Source organism: Microtetraspora sp. NBRC 16547, assembly GCF_030268965.1.
Classification (GTDB): domain Bacteria; phylum Actinomycetota; class Actinomycetes; order Streptosporangiales; family Streptosporangiaceae; genus Microtetraspora.
In genome coordinates this window covers 124,930-148,459 of record NZ_BSSE01000008.1, presented here as the reverse complement: position 1 = coordinate 148,459, position 23,530 = coordinate 124,930, and the positions used below count along the sequence as shown (strand labels likewise).

The following is a 23,530-nucleotide window of genomic DNA, read 5'->3' as shown; positions in this document are numbered from 1 at the left end:
ATCGCTCGGACCTGGGCCTTGGGCGTGCGTCGACTGCGATCCCGGCAGTCGGCTGTAGGCGGTGCCTTTTGAACGCCTCCTGATCTCGTCAGTGGCTTCGTCTACGCTCCTGATCGTGATTGATCCGGTTTCTTGTTCGTGCGTCATCTGCGCGGACTCAAGCGTCGGACTCGACGCCTTCGACCAGCAGACCGTCACGCACGTCGAGCGATTCGGCCGGAGTGTCGTGATGGTTCCGGAAGACGAGACCGGTCCGGGATGGGCCTTCACGATCGGACTTCATCACAGCTTCGGCTCGCCTGAAGTGGCCATGTTCGGCCTGGACCTCGATCTCATGCGCGCATGCCTGAACACTCTGGCTGATGCCATCGCGGCAGGCCATCCCATGCTCCCTGGGCAGGAGCGTGACGACGTGCTGGAAGGTTTTCCCGTCGTCATCAAGCCCGTTCACGAGAGTTGGTACAAGCCCTTGTTCGGGGCGGCGCTGTGGTTCTACCGGCGGCAGCCGCTGGCGTTCATGGAGATGGTCTGGCCGGATAGAGATGGGCTGTTCCCCTGGGATGAGAACTGCCCCTCGGGAGTTCGGGAGTTGCAGCCGTCGCTGTGGGTTTCCAAATCCGAGCATGCGCCCGGTCCGTGGGCGCAACTGCCTTGATCTCCACGTCCGCCTCCCCGGTCTCCAGCCAGAGTCGGTCAGACCAGCCCGTACGCGACAAAGCTGACCGACAGATCTTTACCTGCTTATTGATCGCCCGTCTTGCGGAGGATATTCCCGCAGGTCGAAGGGTGTTTTGGGGTCGGGTTCAATTTATCCCGATTTGAGCATCCGGGAGTTGTCCTTGCAGGTCAGCGCGATTCGGTACACATCCGGGACAGCTTTCGGATACCGGCCGCGTGCGCGTGATCCCAAACTGGCTCCGAATTCTCCCTAAACCAGATGAGTGGCTGGACGTGTCCTGATCCATTCGGGCACATCAACGGGGGTTCACATGCCACGAATCTCGTACGACCGGCCAGAAGCGCACCCGACCACTGCGCGAACGATCATCTGGGACCCGAGCCTGCTCGACACCGTTGAGCGGACTCTCAGGCAGCTCTGCGAGGGCCCCGCTCCGCTCGCCATCGACGGCAAGGCGATCGGGAATGGGCTGCCCGCCCGGCTGATTCCGCTCACCGAACTCCGGGCGATCCTGCTGCACCCCTCGGCCGACCGCACCACCCGCGACGCGGCCTGGCGTGAGCTCATCACCCAGGCGAGGACGTACGGCGACGCCTGGACGATCGGCTGCGTAGGGGTGGCCCTGCCCGGCCTGCGGCACGTGATCTCCACCCTCTCGCGCGCAACCTCGGCAACCGACAGGGCGGATATCACCGCCGAGGTGGTCATCGGCTTCGTCCATGCCCTCGACGACATCGACCTGGACCGGCCCCGCATCATGCTCCGGCTGTGCCGCATTGCACGCAAGGCGGGCCAGCGAGCGCGCTGGACCGACGTCGTTCCGGTTTCGCCGGACACGATCCTGCGACCGATGTCGGCACCGCCCGCCGGCCACCCGGATCTGCTGCTCGCCGACGCCGTCGAGCAGGGGATCATCACGAGGTTCGAGGCCCAGGTGATCGGGACCACCCGCCTCGAAGACGTGAACCTGACCGACGTCGCGGAGGCGCTCGGCCTCGGCTATGACGCGCTGCGCAAGCGCAGGAGCCGTGCCGAAGCCCGCCTGCGGGACGCGATCCTCGACGGTCGAGTCAGCACCAAGATTCACGACTCGATGTCCGATCCGGCCTTCTGACCGGCGTATTTCCCGAGTGTCAGAGGTCCGCACCGGCTGGCGAAGGCCAGGGCGGTCCACCGGTCCCCAGCCGCACCGCCACCCGCATCCCGCGAAGGAGGAAACCCGGCGGCCCCGCCGGTCGAGTGCGGACCTCTGGCACCAGCACCCCGCTGTCATCGAGGAGGCTTTCATGCCCACGCCATCGCGCTCGGGACACCGCCGGATGGGCACCACCTGGACCCGCTGCTGGACCCTCGCCCTGATCGCCGCCGTCATCGTGCTCTGCACGTCGCCGGCCTGGGCCGCGGACCTGCTCGCCGCCCCGTCCTCCCTGAACCAGGTGATCGACAACCTGCGCAACGTCATCATCGGCCTGCTCGTCGGGCTGGCCACGCTGTTCCTGACCATCGGAGGCGTCCGCTACATCCTGGCCGGAGGCGACCCCGGTGAGGTCGAGGCCGCCAAGAAGACGCTCCGTTATGCCGCGTTCGGGTACGGCATCGCCGTCCTGGCGCCGCTGCTGGTCAACGTCCTCAAAGGGATCGTGGGGGCGTAGCGATGCCCCGTCGTCGTCCTTCTCCCGCCGCCCGAGACGGAGATCCGCGGCTCGCGGTCAGCATCTGCGTCCTCCTGACGGTGCTCACGGCTGGCCTGCTGGTTCTTGCGGCTTCGCCGGTTGCCGCCGCATCGCCTCACCCCACGCCGTCCGTAACGCCGTCGCCCCAGGTCGGCTCAGCGACACCGTCCACAGGCTGTGGGTGGCTGGACATGGGCTGCAAGGTGAACGAGGCGGTCAACGGCTGGTTCACCAACCTCGTAAGAGACGCGATCAACCCCGCGTTCCGGCTCGTCGGGCAGAGCCTGCTGTCATCCCCTCCGCCGTCGATGCTCGCCCGCGTCCAGGAGCTGGCCGGCCACGTCGCCCTGGTCGCGAATGCGCTGCTTGTGTTGTTCGTGCTCGCAGGCGGACTGATCGTCATGTCGTACGGCAGCGTGCAGACCTCCACCACGGTCAAGGAGGTCGCTCCTCGCCTGGTGGTCGCGGCCATCCTCGTCAACGGCTCGCTACTCGTCTGCGAGCAGGCGATCGAGCTGGCCAACGCGCTGGTAGAGGGCCTGCTCGGTGACGGCGTGAACCCGCAGCGCGCCGGCGATCTGCTGGCGGGCAAGGTCCTCGCCCTGGTCACCAACCCGACGGGCGCGGTGATCTATCTCGTGCTCATGGCCGGTACGGCGGTGCTGATGGGCACGATCCTCGCGTTCATCGCCGTCATCCGGATCACCCTGCTGCTGTTCCTGATGATCGCCGCGCCGCTCGCGTTGCTGTTCCACGCGCTGCCGCAGACCGAAGGCATCGCCCGGCTGTGGTGGCGCTGCTTCTTCGGAGTACTGGCGATCCAGGTCCTCCAGGCGCTGGTGCTCATCCTCGCGTTCAAGGTGCAGCTCACCCAGCCCGAGGCCCACTCCCACGAGGCCGTTCTCACCAGCGGCGACTCGCCGGTCGCGCAGGCAGCCGACGTGTTGATCCTGATCGGCCTGCTGTACGTGCTGATCCGGATCCCCGGCTGGGTGGCCCGCACCATCTGGCAGCAGGCCCAGCCCCGCCTGGTGATGCGCCTGGCCCGCACGTTCCTGCTGTACAAGACGCTCGGCGTCGTCGGTGGCCTGTTCCGCGGCTCCCAGAGTGCAGGGGCCGCCGCACGGCTGGGACCGGCGCAGAAGGCCACTACGAGCGTGAGCCACATGGGCGGGCGAACCAAGCCGGGCCTTGCGCTGGCCGCCAGTCCAGGTCCCAGCGGTGCAGGAGGAACGACCCAACCCACCTCCGCCTCCGGCGCGGCTCCGGCCAACCGCAGTCCGGCCTCAACCTCTTCGTCCTCGGGTCAGCAGCTCGCGTTGCCGATCCCGCTCCCGTCGAACCGGGGCAAACAGGGGACACAGCTCGCTCTTCCGTTCCCGGCCCAACGCGTCCCCCGGCCGCAGGCCCCGCCCATACCGCGCCCACGGCCCACGACGTGGGTCCGGCCCAAGCCGCCATGGGTGCAGGACCGGCTGCCCGGTATGCCCACCCGCCGCCCACGCCCGGTCCAGCTCCGGCTTCGTCTGGACCCTCCATCCGACCGCAAGGGAGGTAGGCGATGACCGACAGCGAACCCCTGATCGCGCGGATACCCGCCGACGTGGACCGGCCCGACAAGGTCGTTTCCGGGCTCACCGCACGGCAACTCCTGATCCTGACCCTCACCGGTGGGGTTGCCGCCGGCATCTACTGGCTGGCAGGTCGCCTCCTGCCGATCGTCGTGATCGCCGCGGTCGCGCTGCCGCTCGTTGCAGTCGGCATCGCGGTCGCGCTCGGCCGCCGCGACGGTCTCACCCTGGACCGGTACGGCCTTGCCGCGCTCCTCCACTGGCGTTCGGCCAAGGAACTGGTCGCCGCCCCCGAAGGGGTTGCCAAGCCACCGCGCTGGTGCCGCGTGCGCGGACGCCTGCCCGAGCCGTTGAAGCTTCCCGTCCGTGCTGTCCGCACCGACGGAGTGCTGGAGCTGTCCGACGGCGACGTCGCCGTACTGGTCGAGGCGTCCACGCTCTCCTTCCACCTGCGTACGACGGACGAGCAGGCGGCGCTGGTCGGAGCGTTCGGGCGATGGCTCAACAGCCTCGACGCCCCGGTGCAGATCCTCGTCCGCGCCCGCCGCATCGACCTCAGCGGCCAGATCGACGCCATCGAACGGCACGCCGCGACGTTGCCGCACCCGGCATTGGAGGAGGCCGCGCGCGAACACGCCGCCTTCCTGGCCCAGCTCAACGCCTCACGCGACCTGCAGACCCGGCAGGTGCTCATCGTCATCCGCGACAACACGCCCACGACAGGGCGACGCAGAGCCGTACGGGACGCGGGGGCGGCCGTGGTGCTCCGCCGGGCCGCCGAGACCGGACGATCGCTGGCCGCGCTCGGCCTCACCGCGCACGTGCTCGACGCCGAAGCCGCACACCAAGCGCTGGCCGAATGCCTCGACCCCGGCGGCGACATCATCAGCGAAACCTTCGCGGAGCCCATCACCGCCAGGGAGGAACGATGACACTTCGGCACGGCACATTCGCCCACCCGGGCGCGCTGCGGATCGGTGCCCGCAGCCTCGCCCTGCCTCACGGGGTTACCGCGTCGTTCGCCGTGACCGGGTACCCGCGCGAGGTCGGGGCAGGATGGCTGGAGCCGCTGGTGACCTACCCCGGACGGCTGGACGTCTCGCTGCACATCGAGCCGATCCCCAAGGCGGTGGCCGCGATGCGGCTGCGCCGCCAACTCGCCCGCCTGGAATCCACCAGCCGCGCCGACGCCGAACACGGCCGTCTGCAGGACTTCGAAGCCGAAGCCGCCGCCGACGACGCCACCGACCTGGCCGCCAGCCTCGCACGCGGACACGGCCGCCTCTTCCGGCTCGGCCTCTACCTCACCGTCCACGCGGTCGACGAGGACGAGCTGGAGATCGAAGTTGAACGCGTTCGCACGCTCGCCGCGTCCCTCCTACTGGAGGCGCAGCCGACGACCTTCCGCGCCCTGCAAGGGTGGGTGACGACCCTGCCGCTGGCCACCGACGCGATCCGGCTGCGCCGCAGCTTCGACACCACCGCGCTCGCCACCGCCTTCCCGTTCACCTCACCCGACCTGGCAGGCACTGCCAGCGACACAGCCGTGCTGTACGGGGTGAACGCGAGCAGCTCCGGGGCGGTGCTGTGGGACCGCTTCGCGCAGGACAACCACAACTCGGTCGTCCTCGCCCGCAGCGGAGCAGGCAAGAGCTTCTTCACCAAGTTGGAGATCCTCCGGCTGCTCTACCACGGAGTCGAAGTCGCGGTCGTCGACCCCGAGGACGAGTACGCGCGCCTCGCCTACGCGGTCGGCGGGACCCACCTTCGCCTCGGCGCGAGCGGTGTGCGCTGGAATCCTCTCGATCTTCCGGCGAGTCATGGACCGGAGGATGACGTCCTCGCCCGGCGGGCGCTGTTCCTGCAGACGCTGATCGCGACGATGCTCGGTGAACCCCTCGATGCGCAGGCCCGCGCGGTGCTCGACTCGGCGATCCTGAGCACCTACGCCAAGGCGGGCATCTCTCGCGACAGTCGTACCTGGCACCGGCCCGCGCCGCTTCTCACCGACCTCGTCGCGAACCTGCAGGGCGAGGAGCTCGCGAGCAGACTCGCGCCGTACGTGACCGGCTCCTACCGGGGACTGTTCGACGGGCCGACCACCACCCATCCCTCCGGTCACCTGATCGTGTTCTCGCTACGCGACCTGCCCGAGGAGCTGAAAGCTGTCGGCACTCTCCTCGCGTTGGACGCCATCTGGCGCAGGGTCGCCAACCCCCGCGATCGGCGCAGACGCCTCGTTGTCGTGGACGAGGCATGGCTGCTCATGCGTGAAGCCGAAGGCGCCCGATTCCTGTTCCGGATGGCCAAGGCTGCCCGCAAGCACTGGACGGGACTCGCTGTCATCACCCAGGACGCCGCCGACCTGCTCGGCTCCGATCTCGGCCAGGCCATCGTCGCCAACGCCGCCAGCCAGATCCTGCTCCGCCAGGCTCCACAGGCCATCGAGGCCGTCGGTGACGCCTTCGACCTGTCCGACGGCGAACGTCAGTTCCTGCTCACCGCGGAGCGGGGCGAGGCGCTCATGGTCGCCGGCCCCGCCAACCGGGTCGCCTTCCAGGTTGTCGCCTCACCCGCCGAGGCGATGCTGGCGACCAGCGATCCGGCGCAACTCGCCGCTCTCGACACCGTGGAGCCACCTCCGCTCCGGAGCTTGGACGAGGAGGGCGACCCGTTGTGAACGACCTGCCCAGGATCCTCGACGAGCTGCCGCAGCGGTTGCCCGAGCTGATGTGGACGTACGGCTGGCGCTTCGCCGTCGCGGTCTTCGCATTCACGGGCCTGCTGACGGTTGTACGCCGGTTGCTTTGGCGTCTTCGCCACGTACGGCTGGCGCGGGATGCCTGGCTCGTTGAGATCTCCTGCCCGCCGCAGGTCGACCTCGCCGGTGCTGTCGCGCTGTGGTCGCATCTGGTCGGGCTGCTGCGGCCCGCCTGGAAGCGGTTCCTGCTCGGCCAGCCGCACATCGTGTTCGAGTACGTCGGCGACGCCGCCGGAGTGCGGATCCAGGTGTGGGTGCCCGGATGCGTCCCGAACGGGATCATCGAGAAGGCCGTGCAGTCCGCCTGGCCAGGGGCCACGACCACGACCAAGTCCGCCACACCGCCGTTGCCACGTGACGCCGATGCGACGGGCGGTTGTCTGGTTCTTGGGCAGGCCGAGCATCTACCGCTCAAGCACGACCATGATGCCGATCCGCTTCGGGCATTGCTCGGCGCGATGTCCGGACTGGCTCATAGTCAGCACGTGGCGGTGCAGGTCCTGGCCCGCCCGATTACTGGAGCGCGGCTTGGCCGCGCGCACCGCGCAGCGGCCTTCCTCCGTGGCGCACGATCGGCACACCCGCTGGGAGAGCTGTTCGACCTCATCACTCCCGGGCACGGGACGATGTCCGGCGACGGGCACCCCGCCGAGCTGGCCCGCATGTTTCCGGAACGGGCCGAGCAGGTCAGAGCGATCCTCGCCAAGGCGAGCCAGCCCCGCTACGAAGTCGCCATCCGGTACGGCGTGGCCACCACCGCATCCGGTGCCGACGGCTGGCTGCGAGGCCGCGCCCACAGCGTGGCATCGGTCTTCGCGCTGTTCACCTCCGGCCACCAGTACCTGCGCCGACACCGCCTCTGCAGACCGGCCCACGCGCTGGCCTCGCGACAACTCGACCGGGGCTACCTGCTGTCGGTCGCCGAGCTGGCCGCCCTCGCCCATCTGCCCCTGGACGCCGACGCCCCCGGCATCAGCCGGGCCGGAGCGCGTCCCGTCGCCCCGTCCCCGGCGGTGCCATACGAGGGGCCTGTGCGGATCCTGGGGGACGCCGACAGCGGCCCACAGCGGCCCGTGGCCCTGTCGATCGCCGACGCCCGGCACCACGTCCACGTGCTCGGCGGAACCGGCGTCGGCAAATCCACTCTGCTCGCCAACATGATCCTCGCTGACGCGGAGGCCGGCCGAGGGGCTCTGGTAATCGATCCGAAAGGTGACCTGATCACCGACGTACTGGAGCGTCTTCCCGCTGCGGCGATCGGCCGTACCGTGCTGTTCGACCCGCAGGATGCCGCCGTACCACCGGCGATCAACGTGCTGTCCGGCCCCGACCCCGCCTTCGCGGTCGACTCGATCGTCACCATCTTCCACCGATGCTTCGCTTCCGCTTGGGGACCGCGCGTCGACGACCTGCTGCGCTCGGCCTGCCTGACGCTGACCCGCGTCCTCGGACCGCGCGCCACTCTGGCGGATGTTCCTCGGCTACTCACCGACTCGGCCTTCCGGGCGCGCATCACCAGGTCACTGAACGACGAACTGCTGCGCGGTTTTTGGGACTCTTACCAGGCGCTCACCCCCGCTGGGCAGGCGAGCGTTATCGGTCCGGTGATGAACAAGCTGCGCGCTGTCCTACTCCGCCCGTTCGTCCGCGATGCCCTGACCAGCCCGAGGACCACGGTCTCTGTCGGTGACCTGCTTGATGAGGGCGGACTGATCCTGGCCCGGCTGCCGAAGGGGATCCTCGGCGATGACGCCGCCCGCCTGTTCGGCTCGGTCCTGCTCGCCCACACCTGGCAGGCCGTCACCCGCCGATCCCGCCAGGCGCAGGCCGTACGGCGCGACGCGGCCGTCTACATCGACGAGTGCCACAACTTCCTCAATCTGCCGGGCCACATCGGAGACGTGCTGGCCGAGGCACGTGGCTACCGGCTATCGCTCGTCCTCGCTCATCAGCACCTCGACCAGCTCCCCGCGGATTTGCGTGAGGCGATCTCGGCGGACGCCCGCAACAAGATCTATCTCGCGGTGTCACCAAAAGACTCAGGGGAGTTGAAAGCGCACGTCGCTCCGCTGATCAGCCCTCATGACCTTACGCACCTGGGTGGTTTCCAAGCCGCCGCCCGGCTGGTCGTCGACGGCCGGAACACTCCGGCCTTCACCTTCCGCACCCGGCCGCTTCCCCTCGCGACCGAGGAGCGAGCGGCGGAGGTGCGCGCTGCCTCCCGAGAGCGGTTCACGCCGCAGCTCGCGCAGCCCCGGACCGTCCGAAGGCCATGGCGTCATACCGACCCACGAGGACACATTAAGGAGGCCGAGAAGTCGTGAACCGCAACCGTACGCAGATGGCTCAGCCCCGCCTCGACGCAGACGCTCTCGCCCGGCTCGCCGCCCGTCTCACCCTTCGCGACCACGCACTGCTGGACCACATTCACGAGCACCGGGTGCTCACCACCCACCAGATCCAGAAGATCTTCTTCACTCAGCCGCAGACCGCCCGGCGACGCCTGCACATCCTGCGCCAGCTCGGTGCGCTGACGCGGTTCCGCCCCTGGACCGCCCAGGGCTCCTCGCCAGGACACTGGGTGCTCGGCCGCGCCGGAGCGGCCGTACTCGCATCGCGGCGCGGTATAACGGTGGCCGAGCTCGGCTACCGGCCTGACATGGCGATCAGCATCTGTTTCTCACCCCGGCTCGGCCATCTCGTCGGGGTGAATGAGTTCTTCGCCGACGTTCATGCCTGTGCCCGTCGCTCCAGCGGCTCTGCCGTACGCGAATGGTGGTCAGAACGGCGCTGTGCTCAGATGTGGGGCGACCTGGCCCACCCCGACGCGTACGGACGCTGGCTGGAAGACGGCCGGGAAGTCGACTTCTTCCTTGAGCACGACACCGGCAGCGAGCAGCTGGGGAAGGTCGCCGCCAAGCTCATCGACTACGCCAACCTGGCCGAGGCCACAAACATCACCACACCGGTCCTGCTGTGGCTGCCTGGCAATCGTCGTGAGGTCCACCTCCGCGAGCTGCTCACCACCCCCGAAGTTCCAGTCGCGACAGCCGTACAGACGAGCATCGGTGACGGCCCGGCCGGACCTGTCTGGCTCCCTGTGGGCTCCACCGGACCTCGGCTGCGATTGAGTCAGCTCCCGGGAGCCTGGCTGGACCGTGCAGGCGCGATCGAGGAGTCGTGAGGCTCGCCGCGGCCGGCGCCGCTGCGCTCCTCCTGCTCCTCGTCGTGCTCAGCACCGTGGTGGCCGATGTCTTCACCCGTTCAGGTGGGCCTGGCGTGTGCGCCGTTCCAGTGCGCGAGACCGGGCGGATGAGGGAGCTGAACGATGAACAGGTAGGCAACGCCGCTACCATCATCGACGTGGCCGTCGATCTTGAGCTACCCGCCCGCGCGGCCGTCATCGCTGTTGCCACTGGCATGCAGGAGTCCAGGCTCCGGAACCTCACGTACGGCCACCGGGACTCCGTCGGGTTGTTCCAGCAACGCCCCTCTCAAGGGTGGGGCAGTCGCGAGGAGATCCTTGATCCCCGGCACGCCACACGCAGCTTCTACCGAAGGCTCACGGCTGTTTCCGGATGGGAACGCATTCCGCTGGCTCGCGCCGCGCAAGCTGTACAGCACTCGGCGTACCCCGAGGAATACGCGAGATGGGAACCGCTCGCCCAGCGCGTCGTCGACGCCTTCATCGGCGCGTGTGCAGCCGTCATCCCCGGGGAACGGGCCGCCTCCGTGATCGCCTATGCCCAGGCGCAGCTCGGCAAGCCGTACGTGTGGGGAGCCGAAGGGCCTCGGGCGTTCGACTGTTCCGGGCTGGCCATGCGCGCCTACCAGGCCGCCGGAATCACCATTCCGCGCGTCACCTACGACCAGTGGCGTCATGGTGCGCGCATCCCACGGGGAGAGGAGCAGCCGGGCGACCTCGCCTTCTTCCGGATGGAATCCGACGGCCCGGGACACGTTGGCATCGTGCTCGGCAACGGCCAGATGATCCACGCACCTCAGACCGGCGATATCGTCAAGATCGCTCCGTACGCTCGTGCGGACCTGGTCGGCTTCACCCGCCCATCGGGGATGTCACGTCCAACGGATCTGGCACTCCGATCGTGAGGAACTGCTCGTCTTGTGACGACGGATCGACATGAAGCGACTACCCTCCGAAAGGATCTATGTGTGATTCTTGGCCGGAGGAGGGCAATGAGGTGAAGAACGACGGGGCGATCCTGCCGCTCAAGGTCCTGGTTCCGCTTCCCGCTCACGGGCCCGTTGAGGTGGTCATCGAGCACACCGCGTTGCGGCTGGCTGTCGCCGACCGGCCTCTCGTCCGGTCCCTGGGTGACGGGTGGGAGGTGCCGGGGGCATACGTGCTGCTCGATCGGCCGGACGCTGAGGGGCATTGGGGCGCGTACGTCGGCAAGGCCTCGCCCGGCAAGCTCCGTTCCCGAGTGCTGGAACATCTGCGAGGCAAGCAGCACTGGTATCGGGCCGTGCTGATCCGGCGCGACACGGAGTACGGCTTCCACTCGGCCCAGGCCGGTTGGCTCGAAGGCCGGCTGTACGACCTTCTCCATGACTCCGCGCGCATACGGCTGCACAACGGCAATCGACCGAGCGACGAGACGCTTCCGCACCACGAGCAGGTCATTCTGGAAACCTGCATCGAGCCGATCGTCAGCCTGCTCCACGTGCTCGGCCATGAGGTCGCAGCCGTTCCACAGAAGAAGAAGGTCGTGTTGCCGAGCAAGCCCACCCTCGGCGGCAAGGTAAGGATCGTCGACCTCATCACCGAGGGCCTGATCATCGCAGGAGGGAGGATCGTCTCCAAGAGCCCGATCTATCCCGGATATGCGGAGATCGACGCTAACGGTGCCATCTGGCTCCAGGGCGCCGAGGCAACGTCGCTTTCCGACGCTGCAGGAAAGCTGTGCCAGGCGGGCTCGTGGAACGGATGGGAGTTCTGGCACGTGGAGACGGACGATGGGCTGGTGCCCCTATCCACGCTGCGCGACGAGGTGAGGAAGCGCCGGGCCAACGGGCACGGATGACCTATCGCGCAACGCCCGCCCAGCGAGGCGGGCGGACGAGCTCGATGTCAGCGCACTCTGCAGTATCCCTTCTCGCCGCCATGGATGCGGCAGGCGTACTCCTCCTCCCTGGTCAACATGATCACCGGGAGTCGCTCGACGCCAATGGCGAGAGCTTTGTGGATCCGGTGCCAGCCGTCGATCACCAATGGACCGCCGCCAAGGGAGGCGGGGACGGCGATGAGCGGCTCGGCCAGATCGACGGTCTCGGCGTGCGCCTCGTCGATGACGACCAGCGCGAGCAGGGCGGTCCAGTTGCGGGGCTGGAGCTGCGCGTTGGGGGTGCGTCCCGCCGCGTACTTCTTGGCAGTGGAGACGTCCCACGTCCACGCGAGCAGCCGGAAGGTCTCTACGTCGATCATCGCTGGGTCGCTGCCCCGTCGTGTTTGTCACCCGTGGCAGCCAGGAAACGACGTGCCGCCGCTCGGCCGGTGTGGGCGAGGGCATGGTCGAACAGTGTGCCCGGCTTGGTCGGCCCCGGCACGCAGGTCAGGTAGCGCGTGGCCCAGGCACGCACCTGCCGTACGGCCTGCCCGATGTCGAGGTCGTACTTGTCGACCTGCATCAGCACCATGTCCCACCACACATGGAGGGCCTGGAAGTACGCGGCGTCGTGCAAGCGGTCTGAGGTGGGCCGGTGAAGCTGGTCGAGCTGGCGGATCAGTTCGGTTGCAGCGGTGTCGTATTGCCCTCGGGTGGTGTGGGCGTTCCGGCGGACGAAGGACTCCAACGTTTCCACAGGTGATCACTCCTGGAGATGCATGGGAATGGGGCCCACCCGCCGAGGGGCAGGCCGTAGAGGTCGGGCAGGCTCAGCCGGTGGTGAGCAGTTCGAACGCGCGCGTCTTGATCTTGCTGTGCGGGTGGTCGTCGAGCAGGGCGCGCTCGGCCCGGACGACGCCCGCCTCCCGGCGTCCGATCACCGGGCTGCGGTGGTCGAGCCGTTCGGTGACCGCGTTGTACGCCGCCCAGCGAGTGCCCCGGATGTTCTCGTTGGTCGGGCCAGAGGTGAACAGCCACTCCAGTTCGCGGATCGCCGCCTCATGGTTGCGCCGGGCCAGTTCCTTGGCGTCGCCGGCAAGCGGGAGCAGCGTGCCGGTGAACTGGCGGAACTCCTTGACGTCCATTGGGACCCGGAGCAACTGCTCGGCCTGCTCCGCGAACGCCTGGCCATGCCGCCAAGTCAGCTTGAGTGCCTCACGGGCCTCCGCGATCCGTCCGGCGATATAGCCGGTGTGACGGACCTTGAACATGGAGGCGTGGTTGCGCAGTGCGGCGCGTTCGGTGTTGGCGCACACCACGCGGACGGGGGTCGCGACGGTGGTGAAGGACCCCCAGCCGTCGTGCCGGGAGAACGCGGCGAGATAGAGGTCGACCCGGTCGATGCCGCCCACCATCAGCGGCTCGGGGAGCTTCATGGTGACGAACACTCGGCGTCCGCCGTTCAGCGAACCACCGGTGTCGAAGATCGCGCCGGACTCGTCGACCAGTGTCTGCAGAAAGTCGGCGACCTCCTCGTTTTGCACGATCTTGTAGTCCTTGCCGACCATGCCCAGCCGCTCCGGTTCACCGGTGACCGGGTTGGTACGGACAACCAGGAAGTCCTCATCGGCGGCTACAGGCTGGCCGGTGTCCGGATCGGTGACCTGCCCGACGGGCACCTTGCGGACGTTCCAGCTCGCCAGGTTGGCACGGGTGAGCAGCTCTTCGGCAGTCATCTGGCCGGGAGCGACATAGCCGAGCCGGTGCCAGGCGGGCCGTCCGGCGACGGCAATTCCAGCGGAGCCGTCCGTGAAGATCTCGATTTCATGGGCCATGGTGGGTCCCTCCTTCAGGGTTGAGGCATGTGGCCTTGCGGCGCTGACGTCTGTGGTGGCTTTGCAGGATGCGGGCCGTACGGAACGACCTGCCCGAGAGTGGGTCAGGCGGTGGCGAACCGGCGGGGCCGCTCGCAGGTCAGCTCGGCCTGACCGAGGGAGACCAGCCGGTCGAGGGCGTTGGCGACGGCGCCGGAAGAGCTCCCGAGCACTCGCCCGATCTCGTACGGAGTGAAGTCCTTGCCTGGGTGCTCCTTCAGGTGGGAAAGCACCCGGTCGCGGAGCTGGCCGGGCCGTGCGGGCACGGCGTCTGAGCTGGCGACGGCACGCTTGGGGCCGGTCAGGACGGCTCGGGCGACGCGGCGCACACGGGACACGTCTGCCTGCAGGAGTTCCAGACGGCCCAGCGCTCCGGCGATGTCGCCGCCGTCCATCGCCTCCACGGTGCCGAGCAGCATCTCCGCGAGGTTCATCAGCTCGCGCCGCGCCTGCTCCCAGGCGGGGTCGGCGGTCGCGGAGGCGATTTCCGGGGTATCGGTCTCCGGACCGTGATCGCGTGCGGAGCCGCCGATCTCCGGCTCCTGATCACCCCATGCGTCCGTGACCGCCCCGTCGTCCACCGGCAGGGCCGCACCCTCGGAGTCACTCGAAGTGAGAGCCTCCGGCCCGGTGACCTCGTGAAGGTCCGCTGATGCGTCTTGATCGGCCTCATCGCCGGTGTGCAGGTCCTCAGAAACGATCTCCACAGGGCCAGGCGTGGCGGCGTCTGCGTCGTCGAGGTTCATGTTCTGATCGCCGACAGATTCCGGGGCTGGAGCGGTCTCCTCCATATCCGGAATGACGGGGTGCCAGATGTCAGGCGTGCGCTTGCGCCCGTCGTGACTGCCCGGCGTGCGCACAGCGCGCCCCTCGGCCTCCAAGCCGGAGAGGATCTTCCCGGCGGCCGTCCGGCTCATGTCCACCGCAGCCCCGAGCAGGGTCGCGGATGTGCCCGGGTTGGCGATCAGCGCGCCCCATACGGCCTCGACGCGGCCGTCGGAGGACCGGCCCATGTCTTCGGCCGCGTCGGCGATGTAGGGGAATTCAGCGGCGTTCGACGCCCCGTCCGTCAGCGTGTCGGGGGTGGTTTCTCCAGCCATCAAAACGGCATCCCTGTCAGCCACGGTAAGGCTCCTTTCCGGCTTGAATTCACCGGCGTATAGGCCGGTTGAATTTCGGCGGAGCTCGACTATTGCTCTGGTTCGCGCGGCTCGCAAGCGGCACCACGAAATTTCTTGTCACTATCGCGACTGGAGAGGCTTGCCTAACTGAAAGCGTCTCTGACTAGGAGATATTCAACTCGGAGGCACGCCGCGCTCCGACTTGACTTCAATGGGATCGGCGTCCTAGCGAAGCGGATTCGGGAAACAACAAGCGTCATGAAACGCGTTGGCCCGTCAGCTTGACTTCGCTATTCCGTCGGAGCGTGAATAGGGCGTGGCGGGAATCTCCGACGCCGTTTCAGGGGAAACGTGGAAGCGGAAGGTGAAGTCAATGCGCATTGAGGTGACCGAGGCCCATTTGCGGGGACTTAATGATCACGGACCCGGCTGGACGCTGATGTGGGACGGCACCGACATCCTGATCGGACCCACGTCGGCCGCCGATGACGGGACGCTCCTGAAGATCGTCTCGTACGGCATGCTCGCCGAGCTCGGGGACATCCAACGTCGATCCGGCTGACCGGTTAGTGATCAGGACCTCGTGCACGTCGTCAGCGACATCGCCCACGACCGCCTTCTCGAATGGCCGTCCTACCGCGACCTCATGCCGCTGACTGCCGCTTACACGCGCGCCCTGCGCGCCCTGCGCGCCTACGGGTTCGAACGCACGAACCACGGCCACGTCCGTACCGATGACATCCACGGCCGTCACATCGATCAGGGCTACGACGTCAAGGCCACCGGGGACCACGTCCGCATCACGGTCAGCACGACGCCGAAGCGCCCGATCACAATCAGGACGGGCACCGCCGATGGACTGCACACCAAAGCACTGCCCCGTGACACCCCGGCTGAGGCGGTGGCCGCCCGGATCGTCGAACTCATGGGGGTTGGCCCCGTCCTGATCGTCTGACGGCCGTGTGCCGGGCCCGCCTACCTGTGGCGGGCCCGGAAAAACCGGGCACTGCCTTACGACCGTCACCATGACTCAGGCCCGCCGGCGCACCGCGCCGGCGGGCCTGACCACTGGGTACGGCGGAGCAGGTTGCGTACGGTGGGCACCACAGCGAATAGCAGGACGCCCATGTGTACGGCGCAGCACATATGAACTACGTCGCCTTACGGCGAGTCGGGCTCGCCACCGCATCACCCAAAAGCCGTCCGAGCTGCGTCGATCCTCGACCACGACCGATGCGATCTCAGCCGCGACACCCATCGCATCGTGGATCGCCACACCAATCGCTGCACCGGTCACCGCGCGTGCAGTCGGCCTCATCAATGGACCATTCCAAAAGGCGTGGGGCTGCGAAGACTCGCAATCTAGAACGTACCGGTCATAGCCGTTATCCCTATCGATCCCCGAGCTGGAGCCCCCATTGGTACCCGGGTCAGCCGTCATCGATTGCACATTCAAGAGGGCTGTGCGCAATCCAATCGCCATCGTGAGTGGCCAGGGTGCCTTGTCGCGCCCCCGCCAGCTTTCGGTGGGTCGCCGGATTCGCGTCGGCGTAGACCATGACCCGACTCTGCGCCACCGTCAAGCATCCGTCCGCGGCAATGCGGACCCGGCTGGCATTCAGAGGAGAGCGTTGTGACGAGAAATCCCCTCCACCCTGGCGCGGAGCGGGCTCCCTACGTGGGATGCGGCACTGGCAAGGGCCAACGATCGAGCGAGCTGTATTCCTCTGTGGTCGTCCGATGGCAGTCACTAGTCGTGGTGGCTAGTTGCCCGTCACCATATGTCGGACGGGTAACCGCCAGGGTGGACCACGCGTCCATCCGCCACTTCGCAGGCTGCTTGAACGACATTGTCACGACGCGATAATCGGGTGGAGTCCGGCTTAGGACAGCGAGTACCGTTCAAGGATGCGGCGGTGCGGCAAATGCCACCACTGGGAACCCGCCGGAGCGCCTGAGTGCGAGCGATGCGCCGGAATCGTGGACGAGATCGTCGAATCCGGATGGCGGGAGTTCGTCACGCAGGAGTTCGGCACGCTGACGGCCCTGGATGAGCGCGACGTCGCTGAGATGGTGATCGACGAGCCCAACAGGCACCTGTGGCGGGTGGTGGACGCCGCCTACGACCGGCTCACCTGCACCGAGTGCGGCAACAGGCTGAGCCGGGGTCCGGCTGGCTGCACTGGCTGCGACCTGGCCAACGGATTCCGGTACGTCGCCATCGAGATCGACCGGCCCGGCGTCCCACCAGGCAACGAGCACGCGTTGAGGGTCAACATATCCGTGGTACGCAGGCCATCAGGAATCTCGTGGCGTGAGGTACTGGGGCGGCGACTCTTGCTCCCCTACCTCCTCGACGGGTATCTGCCTACGACCAGGCAGGCCCAGGCCGCCCGCGCCCTCCTCAACGTGGGGGGCACGACTGAGGACCTAGCGGAGTGCCTCAACCTTGCCTGGGGCGACGACCGCACCTAGCCGGAGCGGTGGAGAAGGTGGATGCTCTTCCAGGCCCACAGTCTCAGGCGCTCCGGCGCTACTGTTGTGGCGACTAATTGGTCCCCAGCGCTTCCCCCAAGATTAAATCTGAGTCAAGATCATGCGGATCATGCGAGACCGTGGCGCTGAGGGACACATGGCTGTGTTCGCGTGCGCGGACTGTGGTGCCGCGCTGACCTTGCCTGTGTCGCAGGTTGCGCTCCCCGTCCACGCCCATCAGAGGTACGGCCATGAGCTGCTTCCCGCGCTCCTGGAGTCCGGGACGTACGCAGTCGATCCGGAGCCCTTCGGTCCACCGTGGCGGCCGTGGGAGGAGATCGGCGCGAAGGAAGCCGAGGCTCGTGGTGTGTACGCGCCGGTGCACGCCCTCTCGTACGGACCGCAGGGAGCAATTGCGGTCGCGCCGGGCGACGTACGCGGAACCGTTCTGATTCCAGAGCGATGTGATGGCTACTGCATGGGCCTGGACGGCAGGGACGGCCCGAACCTGGCGTGCGCGCAGTGCGGGCGCGAAGTGGCCACCCGCATCGACGACTGCACCTATTGGCAGGTGGTGTGGCTGGACCCACGCGCTGTGCGTCTTATCAGCGCCGATGGACTTGCTCCTCGAGTGCTCAGTTGGGAGGCGCTGTGGGAGGAGCAGCCGGAAACACCGCCGATTGAGCCGATCGGCGGGTGGAGCCCGCTGTGGACGGCTGCGGTCGCGGTAGCGTTGGCCCACCTGCTGGCGGCGTCGGACGGTGCGCGGGTTGTCCTCCCTGATGGCCCCGTTGCCGACACGTTCCGTCCAGCGCTCGATGCTCTGCTCCCAACGGAGCCGTCAGCAAAGAGCCTGGCTCTAGCCGGGCCGGGCCTGTCCGCCACGGTCGCGGATATCTTCGTGGTCCCACGGCATCCGCAGACTGGGGAGGTATGGCCATGCGCTGCTGGGGCAGCGGTACCGCTGCCTGCCGATGTGTGGATGTATCTGGCCTTCAACCACAATCAGCGGCACCTTCCCGTTTCGGGTGGGCTGCCCGATGGCGTCTACCGCGATGACCCCCCACCGCAGCTGCCGTTCGGTCCGTTCCGGCCGGACTGGGACGTGTTCCTCTGGACGCTGGCACGGCTGCCAGAGGTTCGTCAGCCATGGTTGCGTGCAATTTACGATCACGTGAAGGACCGCCGATACAGTCACCCGTTCTAGCGGTGTATCACTGGCAGGCCAATGATCTTCATTTCATCAGCTTCGCCGTCTTCTTCCAGTGCAGCGCTACAAGGGTTCGGGTGGGCGCCGGAACCGTGCGTGACTTCCGTACGCACTGGCAGGCCGGAGCGACAAGGGTCTCCTCATCACGACCGGGACTTTCACCGCCGAGACGTTGCGGGAATCCACCAGGGACAGTCACGGCAGCTGTAGATCGTAACCTTTGACGTGTTACCCCAGGTCAGCGCATATCGGCTCGGGTCCTCGATGCGAGCCGGGTGCGGACATGGGTACGGCCACCGGCATCATGATCAATTGTGTCGAAAGATCCAGATACGGTGGCCGTGGCCGCCACCGTAGCGCATGAACGCTGGCCCGTCGTCGTCAATGACCTGATGGACCGGATCGCGGGCGGCTTCCGCCGCCGCGAGACCCGGCTGACCTGCCGCGACATGATCGAAGCGATGGTGACGATCGAGGAGAGCGCCAACTGCTGGTCGCTGGCCGAGCAGATCGGCCACCGCGGCCCGCACGTGCTGCAGCACTTCCTGTCCCGGGCACGCTTCGACCACGACCACGTCGCCGAACACGCCGCCGTCTGGGCGATCGACCAGCTCGGCAACCACGAAACCGTGCTGGTCATCGACGAGACCGGCGACGAGAAGTCCTCACCCGACGCGGTTGGCGCCGCCCACCAGTACAGCGGAGCCCTCGGTGGAGTCGGGTTATGCCAGATCGCGGTCCACCTGTCCTACGCCACCACGGCCGGGCACACGCTGATCGACCGCCGCCTGTACCTGCCCGAGGCATGGGCCGCCGACGACGAACGCCGTGACATGGCCGGGGTCCCCGACGAGATCACCTTCGCCACCAAGCCTCAGCTGGCTGCACAGATGCTCGCCGCCTGGCAGGCACGCGGGATCACCGACGCCTGGGTGGCCGGTGACGAGGTCTACGGTGGCCGCAAGTTCCGCACCACACTGCGCTCGCTGAACTTCCGGTACGTGCTCGCGGTCAAGACCGACCACCGGGTGACCACCCCCGCCGGAACCAGCACCGTCGCCGACCTGGCCCACGCGCTGCCCACCGCGTCCTGGCAACGACTGCGGACCGGGACCGGAACCAAGGGCGACCGCCACTACGACTGGGCCGCTATCGACATCCGCCCCGACGACGCCCCACAGGATCGCGACGGGCACGGTGAGACAGGCCAAGGCGCCTCGACCCTGCTCATCCGCCGCCACCGCTACACCTGTGAGCTGTCGTTTTACCGCTGCTGGTCACCCTCTCCCCGACTGCTGCGCGAACTGGTGGCGGTGGTGTGCCGCCGTTGGAAGATCGAGGAAGACTTCCAGGCTGCCAAAGGCCTGACCGGCCTCGACCAAGGACAGGTCACCACCTGGACTTCTTGGCACCGGTGGAGCCTGATCAGCCTGCTCGCCCACATGCTGCTGGCCGTGACCGTCAGCCTCGACCGCGCCTCCACTGCCGCCACTGCCGCCGCTTCCATCGGCCTGGTCCCGCTCAGCTGCCGGGAGCTGACCCGCCTCCTCCGTCGCTTCCACGCCCGGGCCCATGACATCGTCCACGCGCTGCGCTGGTCACTATGGCGACGCCGTCACCAGCATCGCGCCGCGCGATGTCACCGCCGTTGGAATGAAGTGACCGCAGCGTCGATCACTTGACCATCAAGACCGAACATCACGATCTACAGCTGCCGTGACAGTGCGCCACCGCTCGATCTTGTTGATGGCGACCGCCTGTGTGAGCTTCTCAAGCACTACGAACTCGGCGTGAATCGCAAGCTCGTGCAGCTCGAGCAGGTGGGTGTGGATCCGCACTTCTTCCAAGCCGTGTGAGGCACTCGGCGAGAGCCATCGGAGGTTCGATGGACTTCCGCCGAACGCCATCACGAGGGCAGTTACCGGAACATCGCCCCTGTTCAACGCCACAGAATCGTCCACGTGCCGGTTTCGGTCGGCATGGCGGCCAGCACCCCGGGCTGGATCTGATCACCCGCCAGCGCGTACGACGGGCGGCTGCCGCACCCCGTGTCGGCGTCGCGTGAAACTGGACCGGTCGAAAGCGTGAGTGCCGCGCGTAGCTCATCAGCCGTCGATGCTTCAATCAGGGTGTTCCGGCCATGGACCGCAAACCAACAGCCCTCCACGAGAAGGAACCCCCAGCGAGGGTACTCGCGCCGGATCTGCTGAAGCTCGGCCCGCTCCGCAGACTCGAAGCTCCTGATCAAGATGCAGCCCGTGCGGTGTCCGGAACGGTCAGGACGAGTTGGGCCCACACGACGTGACCTGTGACGGGATCGCCTTCCAGCCCGACGCGGTTGGCGAGCGCTGCGACGCCGCGAAGGCCGTGCCCGTGCTCGCTCGGCGTGAATCCTTGGCCGAAGACGGGCACGCCTCCGCCGCCGAGGTCGTACACCAGGACCTTCGCGACGCAGATGTTGCGCGCGACCTCGACTACGAAGTAGCCGCCCTGCGCTCCCGAGCGGGTGTGCAGGAGGGCGTTGCTGATCAGCTCGGCCGCCACCCACTCCGCATCGTCGGCGCGCTGGGTGTCCTCCAGCAGAGCTCGTACCATCTTGCGGGCGGGCGCGACCTGATCACCGCGGCCGGGGAAAACCCGCCACCACAGCATCTCGCCCGCTCCGCGCCGCAGCCGGACGGTCGTCCAGATCACGCCGGGCTGAGGCTCGTCGAACTGCCGAAGCTCCTGATCGTTCACGCTGGTCACCTCCGTGACGTCCCGGTAAATCCGGGAGGGACCAGCACGATGGATCGACTCAATGTCCGAATCGAATCCCCGGGATCACGTCAGCCAGTAACCGCGGAGAAGCGCATGTGACCTGCGGAAATGCCGTCGTGCACCTCGCGATCATTCGACGCCCCGCTGACGGACCACCCCAACCAGACTCGATCATCCTCTAGAAGCCGGCCTACGATCCGCCCGCCACTGACCAGCGCGAATGGATGATGATGTCAGGTACGGGATACCAGACCCTGCTCGAATGCCGACGGCGCAGCCGTGCTCTGCGGGCGCACCGCTTCACGATCGACCAGATCGCCGTAGTGCTGGCCCTCGACCACGACGTGAGCCCGTTGAAGCTCTATCGCTACGCCAGCGGCCTCACCGCGACTCAGGTCGTGACCGCCTTCAACGACCTCGACCCGTCGGGCGCCGCAACGCTGCGGGAGAGCAGGCTGTACGACTACGAAGCCTGGCCCGCCGGGGGCAGGCGGCCCTCCACCTGGGCGCTCACCCTCCTAGCGCAGATCTATGGGACACACCCGACTCGGTTGGAACCGTGGTGACGGGCTACGAGGCGTGGCCAGTGAGCTTGCCGTACAGCTCGCGAGTCTTGGCCGACGGCGAGAGCCCGTCCAGCTCCGCGAGGACCTGGCAGAGATCACGGTAAGTCACATAGACCGCGTCGTTCCGGCCGAGGGCGCTGAAGTGACTCATCATCCGGCATGACACCTGTTCGTTGACAGGGTCCAACCTGTGGGCCCGTTCCAGCACGGCAGTTACGCGATCGACGTCAGGATCGAGTTCGCTGAGCCGCAGTAGCGCCTGGATGACGTCGTGGCGCAAGTCCTCGGCGGTCTCGCCGACCCACGGATGGGTACCGGCCGGGAGAAAAGGCCCTGGGTAGAGGTCGACGGCCCTGTGCAGAGACGCGATGACCTGCTCGGGGTTGTTGGCCTGCTTCGCCTCGGCCAGCGCGTCGAGGAGCTGCCATAGGTCGGCGGTGACCAGTGCCGGGTTGAGCCGGTAACGACCCCCGACGTACTGGAGCAGGTTCTTCCCCTGGTTCGGGCGGCCCAGGACCCGCACCAGCCTGTCGCGCAGCTCGCTCTTCGGCCCGTGGAAGCAGTCGTAGTGGTCCAATGTGATGTCGGGCCACAGCACCTGGTAAGCCCGCTCCCGGGTCAGGCCGTCCCGGTGAACAACCAGCAGACCGAGGAGGTCAGCGACATCCTTTCCTCGGCTGCAGTCGGCGTTCCCGGCAGGTCCATACACCGTTACTTGGTCCAGGACCCGCACCGTGACGAGCGTCAGGCTGCCATCCACCTGGTTGCACTCCGGCCTCGGAGTGCTCTCGGGCACAGGAGCGCTCGTTGTGGCTGGGACGGCGAGGCCCACGGTGCTCGGCTTCGTCTTGTCCTGTCGCTCTCCAGGGTCGATCTCCGTGCCCTGGATCATCTCTGCGCGGGCCGGTGTCGGGCGGAGCCGGTGCAGGAGCAGCGCTGCCGCGCCCGCGACCGCCATGCCGTACAGCAGGGCCTTTCCGATAGGGACTATCAGCGGATCGCTGGCGGTCGTCGTCACATTGGAGGCTCGGGGACTCGGGACGACGTGCCCGGCAGATTCGCCTGGCGTTATAGCGGGCCGCGGAGACACAATCCCGGGGACCACTGGCGACGGCGTCGCGGTGGGAGTAGAGCGAGGCTCGTCCTGCTTGGCTCGGATTGCCTTGCCGTGTGACGGTTTCTCCGTCACGTGGTCGACAGGCTTCCGGTGCCGCTCGCTGCTCTGCGCCTTCTCCACACGGGACGGTGGAGTGGCGGGCCGCTCGCCGGGAGTCGTCTGCACATTGCGGCTGGGCGTGGTGCGATCGTTCTTGGGAGAAGCCACGTCCGGCGGTTTCTTCTGCTGCCGCGGCTTCGCGGACACCGTCGGCCTGGAGACCGTTGGCGGCGGTTGCGGGACGCGGCGCGATTCCTCCAACCGTGCCAGGAGGTCAGGCATCCGGCCCTCGGCGAGATCCTTGTTGACCAGGTCGCAGAACTTCTCGACGTCGTAGACCTGCCAAGCCTGCTGGGACACGTGGCAGTAAGGGTCTCGGATGGTCACCGCGTAGCCGGCCGTTGGACTGAGGCCGACCATCGCGACGCTGAGGAGGGCACCTCGGACGAGGTAGCGAGTCCCCTGCCTGCGGGACGGGAACGTCTTGATCACACCGCATCACCCCCGGACAGTCCTCGGAAAGGGCTGGATGGCGCATGATTCGTGACAACCGAAGATCTACCCGGTGCGCGATCAAGATCTAAGATCAAACGATCAAGTCTTGGTAATAGATCACCA

General features: G+C 67.4%; 23 protein-coding genes. 16 read left to right on the top strand and 7 right to left on the bottom strand.

Annotation, left to right across the window (positions count from 1 at the left end; genetic code table 11):
• Positions 1 to 115 precede the first annotated feature (115 nt).
• The 10 genes from QSK17_RS14350 to QSK17_RS14305 all read left to right on the top strand — a co-directional run bounded on the left by QSK17_RS14350 (position 116) and on the right by QSK17_RS14305 (position 11,729).
• The gene (locus tag QSK17_RS14350; RefSeq protein ID WP_285705191.1) at positions 116 to 655 is read left to right on the top strand and encodes a DUF4262 domain-containing protein; all 540 of its coding nucleotides are present in this window, start codon (positions 116 to 118) and stop codon (positions 653 to 655) included.
• A gap of 334 nt (positions 656 to 989) precedes the next feature.
• Positions 990 to 1,793 carry a sigma-70 RNA polymerase sigma factor region 4 domain-containing protein gene (locus QSK17_RS14345; protein WP_285705190.1) on the top strand — a complete coding sequence of 268 codons (804 nt, stop codon included), beginning with the start codon at positions 990 to 992 and terminating at the stop codon, positions 1,791 to 1,793.
• A gap of 172 nt (positions 1,794 to 1,965) precedes the next feature.
• Positions 1,966 to 2,331 (top strand): pilin, encoded by a 366-nt coding sequence (locus QSK17_RS14340; protein ID WP_285705189.1) that lies wholly within the window; start codon positions 1,966 to 1,968, stop codon positions 2,329 to 2,331.
• A gap of 212 nt (positions 2,332 to 2,543) precedes the next feature.
• On the top strand, positions 2,544 to 3,917 hold the full coding sequence (locus tag QSK17_RS14335) for a TrbL/VirB6 family protein (protein WP_285705188.1): 1,374 nt from the start codon (positions 2,544 to 2,546) through the stop codon (positions 3,915 to 3,917).
• On the top strand, positions 3,914 to 4,855 hold the full coding sequence (locus QSK17_RS14330) for a PrgI family protein (RefSeq protein ID WP_285705187.1): 942 nt from the start codon (positions 3,914 to 3,916) through the stop codon (positions 4,853 to 4,855). Before QSK17_RS14335 ends, QSK17_RS14330 begins: the two co-directional genes overlap by 4 nt.
• Entirely contained in the window at positions 4,852 to 6,603 is a 1,752-nt protein-coding gene (locus QSK17_RS14325; RefSeq protein ID WP_285705186.1) for a VirB4 family type IV secretion system protein, read from the top strand. The genes QSK17_RS14330 and QSK17_RS14325 overlap by 4 nt, the downstream gene beginning before the upstream one ends.
• Positions 6,600 to 9,008, top strand: coding sequence for a type IV secretory system conjugative DNA transfer family protein (locus QSK17_RS14320; protein WP_285705185.1), 2,409 nt, complete (start codon positions 6,600 to 6,602; stop codon positions 9,006 to 9,008). The genes QSK17_RS14325 and QSK17_RS14320 overlap by 4 nt, the downstream gene beginning before the upstream one ends.
• Positions 9,005 to 9,868: a replication-relaxation family protein gene (locus tag QSK17_RS14315; RefSeq protein WP_285705184.1), complete on the top strand. Its 864-nt coding sequence runs from the start codon at positions 9,005 to 9,007 to the stop codon at positions 9,866 to 9,868. Before QSK17_RS14320 ends, QSK17_RS14315 begins: the two co-directional genes overlap by 4 nt.
• Positions 9,865 to 10,794 carry a C40 family peptidase gene (locus QSK17_RS14310; RefSeq protein ID WP_285705183.1) on the top strand — a complete coding sequence of 310 codons (930 nt, stop codon included), beginning with the start codon at positions 9,865 to 9,867 and terminating at the stop codon, positions 10,792 to 10,794. Before QSK17_RS14315 ends, QSK17_RS14310 begins: the two co-directional genes overlap by 4 nt.
• 92 nt (positions 10,795 to 10,886) lie before the next feature.
• The gene (locus QSK17_RS14305) at positions 10,887 to 11,729 is read left to right on the top strand and encodes a restriction system modified-DNA reader domain-containing protein (protein WP_285705182.1); all 843 of its coding nucleotides are present in this window, start codon (positions 10,887 to 10,889) and stop codon (positions 11,727 to 11,729) included.
• Positions 11,730 to 11,776: 47 nt separating this feature from the next.
• Here the strand turns inward: QSK17_RS14305 and QSK17_RS14300 are convergent, their stop codons facing one another.
• The 4 genes from QSK17_RS14300 to QSK17_RS14285 form a co-directional block, all read right to left on the bottom strand.
• Entirely contained in the window at positions 11,777 to 12,130 is a 354-nt protein-coding gene (locus tag QSK17_RS14300) for a hypothetical protein (RefSeq protein WP_285705181.1), read from the bottom strand.
• On the bottom strand, positions 12,127 to 12,507 hold the full coding sequence (locus tag QSK17_RS14295) for a hypothetical protein (protein ID WP_285705180.1): 381 nt from the start codon (positions 12,505 to 12,507) through the stop codon (positions 12,127 to 12,129). The genes QSK17_RS14300 and QSK17_RS14295 overlap by 4 nt, the downstream gene beginning before the upstream one ends.
• A 73-nt stretch (positions 12,508 to 12,580) precedes the next feature.
• A complete protein-coding gene (locus tag QSK17_RS14290) occupies positions 12,581 to 13,585 on the bottom strand; it encodes a DUF932 domain-containing protein (protein ID WP_285705179.1) in 1,005 nt (334 codons plus the stop codon).
• Positions 13,586 to 13,689: 104 nt separating this feature from the next.
• The gene (locus QSK17_RS14285; RefSeq protein WP_285705177.1) at positions 13,690 to 14,748 is read right to left on the bottom strand and encodes a MarR family transcriptional regulator; all 1,059 of its coding nucleotides are present in this window, start codon (positions 14,746 to 14,748) and stop codon (positions 13,690 to 13,692) included.
• A 370-nt stretch (positions 14,749 to 15,118) separates the two neighbouring features.
• On the opposite strand from QSK17_RS14285, the gene QSK17_RS14280 reads away from it, so the two are divergent.
• From QSK17_RS14280 to QSK17_RS14260, 5 genes are all read left to right on the top strand, one after another.
• The gene (locus QSK17_RS14280; protein WP_285705176.1) at positions 15,119 to 15,307 is read left to right on the top strand and encodes a hypothetical protein; all 189 of its coding nucleotides are present in this window, start codon (positions 15,119 to 15,121) and stop codon (positions 15,305 to 15,307) included.
• A 21-nt stretch (positions 15,308 to 15,328) separates the two neighbouring features.
• Positions 15,329 to 15,700, top strand: coding sequence for a hypothetical protein (locus QSK17_RS14275; protein ID WP_285705175.1), 372 nt, complete (start codon positions 15,329 to 15,331; stop codon positions 15,698 to 15,700).
• Between the two features lie 1,025 nt (positions 15,701 to 16,725).
• Positions 16,726 to 17,220, top strand: coding sequence for a hypothetical protein (locus QSK17_RS14270; RefSeq protein ID WP_285705173.1), 495 nt, complete (start codon positions 16,726 to 16,728; stop codon positions 17,218 to 17,220).
• A gap of 157 nt (positions 17,221 to 17,377) precedes the next feature.
• Positions 17,378 to 18,427, top strand: a complete 1,050-nt coding sequence (locus QSK17_RS14265) for a hypothetical protein (RefSeq protein WP_285705172.1) — start codon at positions 17,378 to 17,380, stop codon at positions 18,425 to 18,427.
• 344 nt (positions 18,428 to 18,771) lie between these two features.
• A complete protein-coding gene (locus QSK17_RS14260) occupies positions 18,772 to 20,112 on the top strand; it encodes an IS701 family transposase (RefSeq protein WP_285705171.1) in 1,341 nt (446 codons plus the stop codon).
• Positions 20,113 to 20,115: 3 nt separating this feature from the next.
• Here QSK17_RS14260 and QSK17_RS14255 read toward each other — a convergent pair whose 3' ends face one another.
• Together QSK17_RS14255 and QSK17_RS14250 are read right to left on the bottom strand one after the other, a co-directional pair.
• Positions 20,116 to 20,391: a hypothetical protein gene (locus QSK17_RS14255; protein WP_285705170.1), complete on the bottom strand. Its 276-nt coding sequence runs from the start codon at positions 20,389 to 20,391 to the stop codon at positions 20,116 to 20,118.
• Between the two features lie 283 nt (positions 20,392 to 20,674).
• Positions 20,675 to 21,169 carry an ATP-binding protein gene (locus QSK17_RS14250; protein ID WP_285705169.1) on the bottom strand — a complete coding sequence of 165 codons (495 nt, stop codon included), beginning with the start codon at positions 21,167 to 21,169 and terminating at the stop codon, positions 20,675 to 20,677.
• A 251-nt stretch (positions 21,170 to 21,420) separates the two neighbouring features.
• Between QSK17_RS14250 and QSK17_RS14245 the strand changes: the two genes are divergently transcribed.
• On the top strand, positions 21,421 to 21,756 hold the full coding sequence (locus QSK17_RS14245) for a hypothetical protein (protein WP_285705168.1): 336 nt from the start codon (positions 21,421 to 21,423) through the stop codon (positions 21,754 to 21,756).
• 4 nt (positions 21,757 to 21,760) lie between these two features.
• Here the strand turns inward: QSK17_RS14245 and QSK17_RS14240 are convergent, their stop codons facing one another.
• Complete coding sequence (locus QSK17_RS14240) at positions 21,761 to 23,404, bottom strand: AfsR/SARP family transcriptional regulator (protein WP_285705167.1); 1,644 nt, start codon at positions 23,402 to 23,404, stop codon at positions 21,761 to 21,763.
• Between the last annotated feature and the right edge of the window lie 126 nt (positions 23,405 to 23,530).

Bases quoted from the DNA above. Each gene is read 5' to 3' on its own strand.
- QSK17_RS14325 (WP_285705186.1), top strand. From the start codon at position 4,852: ATGACACTTCGGCACGGCACATTCGCCCACCCGGGCGCGCTGCGGATC.
- QSK17_RS14290 (WP_285705179.1), bottom strand. From the start codon at position 13,585: ATGGCCCATGAAATCGAGATCTTCACGGACGGCTCCGCTGGAATTGCC.
- QSK17_RS14335 (WP_285705188.1), top strand. From the start codon at position 2,544: ATGGGCTGCAAGGTGAACGAGGCGGTCAACGGCTGGTTCACCAACCTC.
- QSK17_RS14300 (WP_285705181.1), bottom strand. From the start codon at position 12,130: ATGATCGACGTAGAGACCTTCCGGCTGCTCGCGTGGACGTGGGACGTC.
- QSK17_RS14340 (WP_285705189.1), top strand. From the start codon at position 1,966: ATGCCCACGCCATCGCGCTCGGGACACCGCCGGATGGGCACCACCTGG.
- QSK17_RS14265 (WP_285705172.1), top strand. From the start codon at position 17,378: ATGGCTGTGTTCGCGTGCGCGGACTGTGGTGCCGCGCTGACCTTGCCT.
- QSK17_RS14245 (WP_285705168.1), top strand. From the start codon at position 21,421: ATGTCAGGTACGGGATACCAGACCCTGCTCGAATGCCGACGGCGCAGC.
- QSK17_RS14330 (WP_285705187.1), top strand. From the start codon at position 3,914: ATGACCGACAGCGAACCCCTGATCGCGCGGATACCCGCCGACGTGGAC.
- QSK17_RS14345 (WP_285705190.1), top strand. From the start codon at position 990: ATGCCACGAATCTCGTACGACCGGCCAGAAGCGCACCCGACCACTGCG.
- QSK17_RS14280 (WP_285705176.1), top strand. From the start codon at position 15,119: ATGCGCATTGAGGTGACCGAGGCCCATTTGCGGGGACTTAATGATCAC.